Here is a 12051-nt window from a genome sequence, read left to right on the forward strand (position 1 = left end):
GGCACAGTAGGTGTAGGGGATAGTTGTGCACCAAGCAACAATACGATTAATCCACGTTTTAAAATTCTAGCGGATACTTTATTAGCTGCTGGTTATGTGATTGTGGCACCTGACTATGAAGGTTTAGGTACTAGAGGCATGCATCCATACCTTAATTTAGGAAGTGAGGCTAAATCTGCAATTGCAGCAGTTAAAGCTGCTAAAGATCATTACGGTAGTCAGTTAAATAGTTCATGGATGTCAATTGGGCAGTCTCAAGGAGGCCATGCTTCATTAGGAACAGCTGAATTTGCTAATAACGACACTAACTACAAAGGAGCTGTTGCAACAGCACCAGCTTCTAGCCTTGGCGATATTATTTCTAAAATTGCTCCGCAAGCAATTAGAGACATTCTTCAGAAAGAGCAGGCTGGTACCGCACCTGTTGGTACGGCTGTGGAAGTGTATGCCGAGCTACTTGCATATGCTGCATATACCACAGTGGGTATTACTGCTTATGAACCTAAATTTAATTATCGTGCAATCTTTCAACAACGTTCTCAAAGTATAGCTGAGTTTGCAGAAGGCACTACGGGTGAAAATGGAGTCTGTTTAACTGATTTGCATAATAAATTTGCAGATGATATTCGAGATTTTCTTGCGACTAATACTGGTAAAACAGTTCTAGATTATCCAGGCCTAGCTGGTAATTTCCAGGAGAATCCAACGGTACAAAAATTCTTGGTAGATAATCAACCTGCTACCAAAAAAATTAATTCACCAGTCATGATTGTTCAAGGTACTGCGGATATGGCTGTACCATATCCTGTTACTAATGCCTTACAAGAGGGACTTAAAAAAATGGGAACTGATGTGACATTTGTACCTGTTGTTGGAGCTGCCCATACTCAGGCGATTGTATGTAGAAATGCTGAAATTTATCAATTTGTTCAATCTAAGATGCCAGCTAAAACAAATATAGTGCTTGATCCATCAGTAATAGATGCTAGTAAGAATGTTGAATGTACTGGAATAGCACAATAATTTTTTGTATTTAAAATCTTCAAATTAAAAAGGTCCTGAAAAGGGCCTTTTTTGTTATATTGTTACACAGTTTGATTTGATACTATTTGAGTTTGAAGAACTTATGAGCCAGCAACCTGTTGAAAAAAAATCTGTTCCTTGGTTATTAATGGGATTAGGTTTACTTATTCCTTTTCTAATTATTGGAATACTTTTCTTGGCTGCAAAAAGCGATGCTAAGAATAAAAAACAATATGAACAACAGCGTTTAGAGATGGCAAAAAGAATAGCTGAGAAAGAAGCTGCAAATTCTGAATCGAAATAGCTTGTTAATGAATATCCTTTTGTAATTGGCGTACAGTAGGAATATTTGTGTAACGCTTTACAAGGTAGCCTGCTTCAGTAAGCATTTGATCACGAATACGGTCTTCTTCTACTTTTTCAAGATGGGTAGGGTCATCTAGTTCAATGATGGCCATGACTTCCATCTTGTCGTTGAGCACAACAAAGTCAGTAACTTTACGATTGAACTGACTACGAATTTTATAGTCATTACTGGTAATTAATGCGCTAAACGCCACTTGTGCTAACACATGATAATTTGGAAAACTTTGTTTTAAACGTATAAACATTTGAGTTTCAAAGTTTGTAATGACAGGGCGAGCAAAGAATTTTTGTTTTGGAAATAAATAAGGGCGTAAACAAACAAGAAGAAAAATACAGGTGCTTACGCAACCTAAAACAATAAAAAATAAGTGACTCGATTCGAACATGTGAAGGCATCATACAAATAAAAACCCACTCATGATGAGTGGGTTTTTAAGAATCTTGGCTCTCCCACCTGGGCTCGAACCAGGGACCTGCGGATTAACAGTCCGTCGCTCTACCGACTGAGCTATGGGAGAATCTGGAAAAGGATTTTAGGCAGGAAAGAGGGCTGGGTCAAGCCTTAATAACAGAATTAGAGTGAATATCTAATCGTTTGGTTTAAAAATACTCGAAACATTGATTTTATTCAAAATAATGAAAAATTATTAAATCATTAGAAAAGAAAAAACCCGCAATAAATGCGGGCTTTTAGAATCTTGGCTCTCCCACCTGGGCTCGAACCAGGGACCTGCGGATTAACAGTCCGTCGCTCTACCGACTGAGCTATTGGAGAATCTGATGCGCATTTTATGGATGAAATCTAAAAGCGTCAATAAGAATATTAAAGAAAATGAATCGTTTGCTTGATTAATATGCTTTTGCTGTATTAAAAATAAAAAAACCACCCCAAATAGGGTGGTTTTTCATAAAGAAATAAAATTATTTCTCTACACCAGCTGGTTGACCTGCAAGTTTTGCATTTGCATAGTCCCAGTTCACAAGGCTTTCTAGGAAAGTTGCGATGTATTTAGGACGTAAGTTACGGAAATCGATGTAGTAAGCATGTTCCCATACGTCAATTGTTAATACAGCAATTTGGCCATGTGCAAGTGGAGTGTCTGCATTAGAAGTTTTAGTAATAGATAATTTACCGTTTACTTCATCAGCAACTAACCAAGCCCAACCTGAACCGAATTGAGTTGTTGCAGCAGCAGTAAATTCTTCTGCAAACTTTTCGTAGCTACCAAAAGCTTCGTCAATTTTAGCAGCGATTGCGCCAGTAGGCTTACCACCACCATTTGGCTTCATGCTGTTCCAGTAGAAAGTGTGGTTCCAAACTTGAGCAGCATTGTTGAAAATACCAGCTTTAGATGCATCACCAGCAGTCGCTTTAATGATTTCTTCTAAAGTTTTACCTTCAAGGTCAGTCCCTTTGATTAAGTTGTTTAAGTTAACAACATAGGTATTGTGGTGTTTATCGTGATGGTATTCTAAAGTTTCTTTACTAATATGTGGCGCTAAATCATCATAGCCATATGGAAGTGCAGGTAAAGTAATGGTTGTCATGTTCCTATTCCTTGCATTTGCTGGGTTATACAATTAAGTGGCTCTATTGTAAATGATTCTGGTAACAATAGGGCATCGTTTTAAAGAACTATACACAATAAAGATCTAATTAATACGCATAACACAGATTGAAAAAAAGACTTAATTAAATCGGATTATTCAATTCAAAATATTCAGCTTCAATTGAAAACTGTTTTGAGATCGCTTGTGCCAAACGCTGAACTCCATAACGCTCAGTAGCATGGTGACCACAGGCGAAATAGTGAACCCCTAATTCTTTTGCTTCATAAAAAGTTCGTTCACTGACTTCACCTGAAATATAAGCATCACAATTTTGCAAAGCAGCTTTAGCAATAAAATCTTGAGCGCCGCCTGTACAGAAGCCTACTTTTTGAATGCTTTGCTTTTCTGCTGGCAAATGAATCACTTTAAAATCAAAACTGTTTTGAAGCTGTGCTTTAAACTCATCTACAGAAACTGCTTGCTCTAAATAACCAATATTACCAATCGGATGTTTCTCGGTTAAATCGAGTGGTTCTAAATTCTTCAAGTTTAGTTTTTCTGCAATCGCTACATTGTTGCCCAAAGTTGGGTGTGCATCTAAAGGTAGATGATAAGCGACTAATGAAATATTATTTTGAATGAGTTTTTTAATGCGGTTGCCTCGCATTCCAGTAATTGGATACGGTTCACCCTTCCAAAAATAACCATGATGTACGAGTAATAAATCTGCATTTTGAGCAATTGCTGCATCAATCGCATCTTCGGAAGCAGTAACCGCACAAACGATACGTTTTACTTCAGTTGAACCTTCAATTTGCAGGCCATTTGGTGCGTAATCTTTAAATTCTGCCGCTTTTAAGGTTTGGTCGCACCACTGAATAATTTCATGCAAATTTGCCATGATATTTCCTGAATTGAGTAGTAAATAATTGCTAAAGCTATAGAAACATATTTTGTTGTGTAACTAAAGCTAGACAAATCTTTTTTGACTTTTTTATGTATATCGACATATTTAATTTAAAATGCTTAACTGAAAACTCTTTTTGTTCAATATATTAATTTAATTAAAAACTTCTTTGCGTAGAGGATATGAACGTGCGCCGCACCTTTACATGGTTACCTTGGGTGTTACTTATTATTGTAATTGCCAGTTTTATTGCATGGCAAAAATACCATCAGCCGAAACCAACTGTTGCAGTTGATGGGGTGCAAATGCCTGCTGAGAAAGTTGAACCACTCGTTGATACTTCGCGAGCGGGCGGGGTGGTATCTTATAGCGCTGCAGTAAAAGTTGCAGCGCCAGCAGTTGTTAATATTTTTACGACCCAGAAAGTTAAACAAAATCATCCATTATTAAGTGATCCGGTCTTCCGTGAGTTTTTTGGAAATCAGGTTCCTGAACAACAACAGCAAAATGAAAATAGCTTAGGCTCTGGGGTTATTGTACGAGCTGATGGTTATATTCTGACGAATAATCATGTGATTGCTCAAGCTGATCAGATTGTAGTTGCATTACATGACGGCCGTCGTGCAGAAGCAACGATTGTTGGAACAGACCCTGATACTGATTTAGCTGTAATTAAAATCGATTTAGATAAATTACCTGTATTGCCATTTAAGTTGAGTGGTAATGAAGTAGGTGATGTGGTCTTAGCAATTGGTAACCCATTTGGCGTAGGCCAAACGGTAACTCAAGGTATTATTTCTGCGACTGAACGCTCTGATTTAGGCATTAATACCTATGAAGACTTTATTCAAACAGATGCCGCAATTAACCCAGGTAACTCTGGTGGAGCATTAATTGATGTGGCTGGGAATTTAATCGGGGTAAATACTGCTATTTTCTCTCAGTCAGGTGGTTCTTTAGGAATTGGTTTTGCAATTCCTGCTAAAGTTTGCCAACAAGTTTTAAACTCGATTTTGAAAGATGGCCGTGTAGTCCGTGGATGGTTAGGTATTAGTTTAGTACCGCCTACACAAGAAGACGTATTAACACCTAAACAGCAAATTGGTGTTGTGGTTGCAGATGTCTTGAAAAATGGTCCAGCTGCATCAGCAGGTATTAAGATTGGTGATAAAATTATTCAGGTGAATAACCAACAAATCACTTCAGCATCTCATTTGATTAATTATGTTGCATTACAAGCGCCTAACAGCGAAATTAATGTAATGGTCGAGCGAGATGGGAAGCAACAAAACTTTGTGGTGACAGTAGGGGAAAGAAAAAACCAAAATACTCAATCGCAATTTATACCGCTGCCTAAACAGTAAAGATAAAAAAGCCTCGTAATGAGGCTTTTTTCTTGGTGTTAATTAAGTATGAGATAGTGCTTGATGCTGATGTTTGAACTCAGTTAAAGCATCAATACGGTACTGAATGAGCATTTCACCAATCTCAGCACCTTTAATGTTTTCAGGTAAATCCTGAACTTTAATAGAGCGAACGATTTGCATCGCATCCAACATGTACTGAGCTTGTGGATAAGGTCGGTCTTCTAAACCTAATCTTCCTTTAGCATCACATTCACATGCTTGTACAAAAGCTTCAACTCTCTCAGGACGACGTAATACATCTAGACGCTGTAATAGACGCCATACTGTTCCCGGTTTTAACGACATAATTTGATGACATTTTAGGTGTTCTTTACACACTGATAATGCCAACTGTCTAGTTTGAGTTGGAACTTTTAAACGTTCACATAACTCGGTAACAGGTTTTACTCCACGTTCTTCATGCATGATATGGCGAGGAAGTTCGTTAGCTGGAGTCAATGCTTTACCCAAATCATGTACTAAAACAGCAAATCGAACATCAAGTGAATAGTTTGATTTACAAGCTTGCTGTAATGACATTAAGGTATGTATGCCGCAGTCCACTTCTGGATGATATTCAGGGCGCTGTGGTACACCAAATAATGCGTCAATTTCAGGGAAAAGATGTTTCAACGCCCCACAGTCACGTAATGTCTGAAAATAAACATCCGCATGATCTTCTAAAAGTGCGCGAGAAGTCTCTTTCCATACACGTTCTGGTGTTAAGGCATCAAGCTCACCTGATTCGGCCATGGTTTGCATAAGCTGCATTGTCTCTGGCGCAATCTGAAAACCATATGAAGAATAGCGAGCCGCAAAGCGTGCAACACGTAAAACACGTAAAGGGTCTTCAGCAAAAGCTTCTGAAACATGACGCAAAGTTTTATTTTCTAAATCGGTTTGACCACCATATGGATCGTATAATTTGCCATCTTGATCCATTGCTATGGCATTGATGGTTAAATCACGGCGAATTAAATCTTCTTCTAAACTTACTGTGGTATCGGTAAAAAATTGAAAGCCGTGGTAGCCTTTACCAGATTTTCTTTCAGTACGTGCAAGTGCATATTCTTCTTTCGTTTCGGGATGAAGAAACACAGGAAAATCTTTGCCTACAGGTTGAAAACCTTGGGCGAGCATGTGTTCCGGCGTTGCACCGACAACAACATAATCTTTTTCTTGATAGGGATGCCCAAGTAAAAAATCACGGACGGCACCGCCTACTAAATACACTTGCATGAAAAAACCTCTATTCTTCAAGCAATCATGCTACAGAATAGAGGTTTTCTCAAGTCATTAGAGATGCTTTTCGTAAAAAGCAGTTTCTAAATTACTTTTCTTGTTGTTGGATTTCAGCAACAGTTAAAGCAGTCATATTGATAAGACGACGAGTTGTTGCTGTAGGTGTCAAAATATGAACAGGTTTTGCTGCACCAAGTAAAATTGGACCAATAGTAACGTTGTTACCAGAAGTTGCTTTCAACAAGTTAAATGAAATATTTGCTGCATCTAGGTTTGGCATAATGAGCAAGTTTGCCGAACCTTTGAAACGTGAGCCAGGGAATGCAAATTGACGAATGTTTTCGTCTAATGCTGCATCACCGTGCATTTCACCTTCAACTTCAAGCTCAGGAGCTTGCTCAGATAAAATACGATAAACTTCACGCATTTTTTGAGCACTTGAGTCAGTCTGGTCACTACCAAAACTTGAATGAGAAAGCAGGGCTACACGCGGAGTAATACCAAAACGACGTACTTCTTCAGCTGCTAAAATAGTCATTTCAGCAAGTTGTTCAGCAGTCGGGTTTGTATTTACGTATGTATCAGCAATAAACAAGTTACGATCTTCAAGCATTAATGCATTTAAGGTGAAGAAGTTATTCATACCTTCTTTTAGACCGATGACATTGCGTACAAAGTCAAGGTGAATGTTATAGCTACTGTAAGTACCACATAACATACCGTCTGCTTTACCGAATTTAACCAGTAGAGATGCAATTAATGTTGAACGGCGACGTGCTTCACGTTGAGCATATTCAACAGTAATACCTTTGCGTTGCATAGTTTGATAGTAGTCTTTCCAAAACTCTTCATACATCGGGTTTTGTTCTTGATCTACAATCTCAATGTTTACGCCATGTTGTAAACGTAAGCCTAATTTTTTGATATTAGCTTCAATTACAGCAGTACGACCTACTAAAATTGGTTTAGCTAAATCTTCATCAACTGCGATTTGCACTGCACGTAATACGCGCTCATCTTCACCTTCAGCATATGCGATGCGTTTAGGATCAGTTTTTGCTTGAGCAAAAATCGGTTTCATCAAGAATGCAGAGTTATAAACAAACTCAGATAATTTTTGACGGTATGCAGAGAAATCTTCGATCGGACGAGTTGCAACACCTGAATCCATTGCAGCTTTAGCAACAGCAGGGGCAATTTCTAAAATTAAACGTTGATCAAGTGGACGTGGAATTAAGTAGTCACGGCCAAATGAAGCAGATTTTTCGCCATAAGTTGCTGCATCTGCTTCTACGTGTGCCATACGTGCAATTGCATGTACACATGCAATTTTCATGTCTTCATTAATCGTTGTTGCACCAACGTCAAGCGCACCACGGAAAATGTAAGGGAAACATAATGCGTTGTTTACTTGGTTTGGATAGTCAGAACGACCAGTTGCCATGATTACATCAGGACGTACTTCATGTGCATGTTCAGGTAAAATTTCTGGATCTGGGTTTGCCAAAGCAAAAATAATAGGGTTCTCAGCCATCTGTTTCACCATTTCTTTGGTGAGAATACCAGCAGCAGAAAGACCCAAGAACATATCAGCACCAGCCATTACTTCATGTAACTGAGTCGCTTTAATGTCTTGAACATAACGTTTTTTCGATTCATCCAAGCCTTCACGTGAAGTAGTGAGTAGACCGCGAGAATCGGCAACAATGATATTTTCTTTATTTACGCCTAAAGCACAAAGTAAATCTAAACAAGAAAGGGCAGCAGCGCCTGCACCTGAAGCTACAATTTTGATTTCATCAATTTTCTTATTTACAAGTTGCAATGCATTAAGCAAAGCTGAACCTACAATGATACTTGTACCGTGTTGATCGTCATGGAATACAGGAATTTTCATGCGTTCGCGAAGTTTCTTTTCGATATAGAAACATTCTGGCGCTTTAATATCTTCGAGGTTGATACCACCGAAAGTTGGCTCAAGAGAGGCAACAATATCTACAATTTTATCTGGATCGTTTTCTGCAATTTCGATGTCAAATACGTCAACACCAGCAAACTTCTTGAAAAGTACGCCTTTACCTTCCATTACAGGTTTAGACGCTAATGGTCCAATATTACCTAAACCAAGAACAGCTGTACCGTTACTGACTACGGCAACCAAGTTTCCGCGAGCTGTATATTTAGCAGCAGCAGATGGATCACGTTCAATCTCTAAACATGGCGCAGCAACTCCTGGTGAGTAGGCTAGAGCCAAATCTCGTTGGTTGACAAGTTGCTTACTTGGGGTGACGCTGATTTTCCCTGGGTTTGGATATTCATGGTAATTTAAAGCGGCCTGTTTTAAAGATTGATCGTCCATCTGAGTCTCTATTTGATACAAAAAAGCAAACTAGTCAAATTGCTCATTTAGGGAGAGGCAACTCGCTTCTTTAACTATGCTTTAATTTTTACCAATTAAGAGAATAGTAGACGAATTGCCAATAGCCCCGTGGTGAGCTAAATGCTAAAGAATATAACACTACTTCTTTATTTCTCACAGTCAAAAACGCTCATTTTTGGAAAAAGCAGCATAGGTAAAATAGATGATTAGAACAATTAAGAAATATGCGGATTTGTTTGTAGATAAGGAATAATCTGCTCGGCAGGAATAGGGCGACTAAAGAAATAGCCTTGTAAAAAATCACATTGCTGTTTTTGTAGATAGGTGACTTGTTCTTTTGTTTCTACACCTTCAGCAACCAGTTTAAGTCCCATACTTTTACCCATCGCGATCATTGCATTTACTATTGCTTCTTGTTTGTGATCACCAATTTTAGAAATAAAAGCACGATCAATTTTTAATACGTCAATTGGGTACTCTGTCAGATAGGCTAAAGATGAATAACCCGTACCAAAGTCATCTAAGGCAATGGAGATATCTCGTTGTTTTATCGCATGTAATAGCGTTTTTACATTGGCAGTATTGTCTAGAAGGGCTGACTCTGTAATTTCAAGTTCGAGATCTGAACCTTGAATATTATATTTTTGCAAAACCTCATCTAAGTCGTTGAGTAATAAGCCTCGATGTATTTGTTGAGCGACAATATTTACAGAGACTTGAATATTGATATAACCAGCATTTTTCCACTCTTGGAGTTGCTTTCCAACTTTATCTAAAACAACTTTCCCAATATCTGAGATCAGGCTACTACGCTCAGCAAAAGGTATAAACATATTTGGCAGGATTAATCCTTTTTCAGGATGCTGCCAACGAATGAGTGCTTCAAAACTAATAATTGATTGATCGTGTAGATTAATTTTGGGCTGGTAATAAATGACAAATTCATCATTTTGGATGGCTTTACGTAGCTCTTGCTCTAAATCGGCAGTTTTATATGAGTGATTTGTTTTATTGCAGTAATAGCAAATTGTATTACCACCTAAACGTTTTGCCTCGGAAAGAGCTTGCTCTGCATGATTGTTGAGATGATCAATTTGTCTGCCATGTTCAGGAAAACATGCAACACCGATAGATGCGGTAATAAAATATTCGTGATTATCAATGTAAAAAGGTGCATTGAGTGCTTGTAAAATGTTTTGGCAATATTGCTCAACATTTGGATGAATTGGCGAAATTTCATAAATGATTGCAAAATCATCACTATTTAAATAGGCGACTAAAATCGCATTGATATTGATTAAGCGTAATCTTTGTGCGAACTGTTTAAGTAACTCATCACCACTATCATTATTTAAAAATTCATTGAAAGCTCGGAAGCGGTCAATATTTACCCGTATTAATGCTAGATTTTTAATGTTATATGAAGGGTTTACAAGATATTGATGTAATTGATTGTAGTAGTAAAGACGATTAGGCAGATGGGTGAGGCTATCGTAGTTTTTTAAGTAAGATAGGTGCTGCTCTTGGCGCTTTTGCTCAGTGAGGTCGCGTGCAAATCCAATATAATTGGTAATTTGATTGAATTCATCTTTGACCACATTGATATGCAACCATAAATATACGCTTTTACCAGAACTAAACTTTTCATCAAACTGGCCCATATATTCTCCTGTCTCCAGAAGTTGTTGCGTTATTGATGTATGAAACTGTTGTTGTAGTTCTTTTTGATTAATTGTAATGCTAAATAGTTCTTTATTCAGAAGTTCTGACTTAGAAAATCCGGTTAATTTTTCGTAGTAGGGATTACTATCAATATAGTTTAGGTGCTCATCTAAAATAAATATTCCTTCCGCAGCTTGCTCGAGCACAATTGCAGATAGTCTTAGATGTTCTTGGTCCTTTTTCTCTTGATGTATATCGCGGGTCATTCCTACCATACGAAGCGCTTTTTGTGTCTTTGGATCTCTAGTGATGACACGGCCTACATCATGAATCCATCTCCAAGAACCATCTCGACGTAAAATTCGAAAGGTGATATTAAAATGATCTGTAACGCCTTCCAAATGTTGTTTTAAACGTTCGTCAAAAAGTTTTTTATCGCTTGGGTGTATACGATCTAATATGGTATTGAGATGAATAACGGCGGTTTGAGTTTGTTTTTGTTGATCGAAAAATGTAATTTCCAATCTTTGACTTTCAATATCCCAATCCCAAGGTCGAATACCCGCAGTTTCATGTGCAAAAGCTAAATTATAGTGATGGCTTTCGAGTTGCTCATTCATTTTGGTGAGGTCATAGGTACGTTCACGTACTTTTTGCTCAAGTAAATGATTATTAAATTGAAGCTGGGCTTCAATATCTTTGGACTTATTCACTTCTTGTTGGAGTTGTACACATAATTCTTCAGCCCATTGGGTATGCTGGTCTGAAATTTGAACAAGCTGTTTATTTTTTAATAATAATTGAGAGATCTTTTGGTAATTGCGTTGAGTTGCATATGCACAAAGCACAGTTGCTACAAAGGTGAGGTTATAGGCGAAATAAAAAGGTAGCTGAGTTATGGGATTATGTGTGAATTGAGCAATTAATAGAGGGAGGGTACTAGGAATAAATAAGAGATAAAAATATCGGGGTTGCTGTGTTAAAAAAGTAAGGCCAATGATATGAGCCGAAGTAATAAATAAAGCAATTAAAATATGAGCATCTGGTAGTGCAATTAAGTCAGGAGGTAGATAAAAATGAATAATTGTGACATTTATTCCAATTAAAATTCCTGATAATAAACAAATACTTTGTAAGACACGATCAGCTTTTTTTGTAAAATCAATCGTGCGATAGTGGGTTAAAATATTTGGAATAAATAATAAGCAGACAAGAGCGACGACGGTAAGGCCAATAGACCAGCTAAATATTGTTATTGTAGATGAAAAATAGTAAGAAAAAATACCATATGAAATGAGGCACAGTAATATCAGGCTAATTAAATACCAGCGGATATATTGAGTTGAAAGTTTCAGCTGTTCAATTTTTGTTTGATGCTGTAGATATTCTTCCTGAAGCCCAGACATAAGATTTTTCTATCCTATTTTTTTACATATATACAGAAAGAATCTGATTTATCAGTGAAAAAGAATTTGAAATTTTATTCATACAATAAAAGTAAGTTGACTTTAAAT

The 12051-nt window shown here is 37.5% G+C and carries 9 protein-coding genes and 2 tRNA genes; 3 read left to right on the top strand and 8 right to left on the bottom strand.

Annotation, left to right across the window (positions count from 1 at the left end; all coding sequences use genetic code 11):
* The coding region (locus tag J536_RS09875; protein WP_032062811.1) for a lipase family protein at positions 1-1023 on the top strand (1023 nt) is incomplete at its 5' end.
* Between the two features lie 103 nt (positions 1024-1126).
* Positions 1127-1327: a hypothetical protein gene (locus tag J536_RS09880; protein ID WP_000082753.1), complete on the top strand. Its 201-nt coding sequence runs from the start codon at positions 1127-1129 to the stop codon at positions 1325-1327.
* Positions 1328-1331: 4 nt separating this feature from the next.
* Here J536_RS09880 and J536_RS09885 read toward each other — a convergent pair whose 3' ends face one another.
* The 5 genes from J536_RS09885 to J536_RS09905 form a co-directional block, all read right to left on the bottom strand.
* The gene (locus J536_RS09885) at positions 1332-1775 is read right to left on the bottom strand and encodes a DUF2726 domain-containing protein (protein WP_005068176.1); all 444 of its coding nucleotides are present in this window, start codon (positions 1773-1775) and stop codon (positions 1332-1334) included.
* 56 nt (positions 1776-1831) lie between these two features.
* A tRNA-Asn gene (locus tag J536_RS09890) sits at positions 1832-1907 on the bottom strand.
* A 181-nt stretch (positions 1908-2088) separates the two neighbouring features.
* Positions 2089-2164: transfer RNA gene (locus tag J536_RS09895), tRNA-Asn, on the bottom strand.
* Between the two features lie 146 nt (positions 2165-2310).
* Positions 2311-2937 carry a superoxide dismutase gene (locus J536_RS09900; protein WP_000208083.1) on the bottom strand — a complete coding sequence of 209 codons (627 nt, stop codon included), beginning with the start codon at positions 2935-2937 and terminating at the stop codon, positions 2311-2313.
* Positions 2938-3082: 145 nt separating this feature from the next.
* Positions 3083-3841: a Nif3-like dinuclear metal center hexameric protein gene (locus J536_RS09905; protein ID WP_001284932.1), complete on the bottom strand. Its 759-nt coding sequence runs from the start codon at positions 3839-3841 to the stop codon at positions 3083-3085.
* Between the two features lie 194 nt (positions 3842-4035).
* Here J536_RS09905 and J536_RS09910 point away from each other — a divergent pair, with 194 nt between their 5' ends.
* On the top strand, positions 4036-5211 hold the full coding sequence (locus J536_RS09910) for a S1C family serine protease (RefSeq protein WP_032055385.1): 1176 nt from the start codon (positions 4036-4038) through the stop codon (positions 5209-5211).
* Between the two features lie 42 nt (positions 5212-5253).
* Here the strand turns inward: J536_RS09910 and J536_RS09915 are convergent, their stop codons facing one another.
* The 3 genes from J536_RS09915 to J536_RS09925 all read right to left on the bottom strand — a co-directional run bounded on the left by J536_RS09915 (position 5254) and on the right by J536_RS09925 (position 11943).
* On the bottom strand, positions 5254-6492 hold the full coding sequence (locus tag J536_RS09915; RefSeq protein WP_017398614.1) for a multifunctional CCA addition/repair protein: 1239 nt from the start codon (positions 6490-6492) through the stop codon (positions 5254-5256).
* Between the two features lie 91 nt (positions 6493-6583).
* Positions 6584-8854, bottom strand: a complete 2271-nt coding sequence (locus tag J536_RS09920; protein WP_002118176.1) for an NADP-dependent malic enzyme — start codon at positions 8852-8854, stop codon at positions 6584-6586.
* 236 nt (positions 8855-9090) lie between these two features.
* Positions 9091-11943 carry a putative bifunctional diguanylate cyclase/phosphodiesterase gene (locus J536_RS09925; RefSeq protein ID WP_032062813.1) on the bottom strand — a complete coding sequence of 951 codons (2853 nt, stop codon included), beginning with the start codon at positions 11941-11943 and terminating at the stop codon, positions 9091-9093.
* Positions 11944-12051 lie beyond the last annotated feature (108 nt).

The sequence above is a fragment of the Acinetobacter sp. 809848 genome (assembly GCF_000581275.1).
Taxonomy (GTDB): Bacteria; Pseudomonadota; Gammaproteobacteria; order Pseudomonadales; family Moraxellaceae; genus Acinetobacter; species Acinetobacter pittii.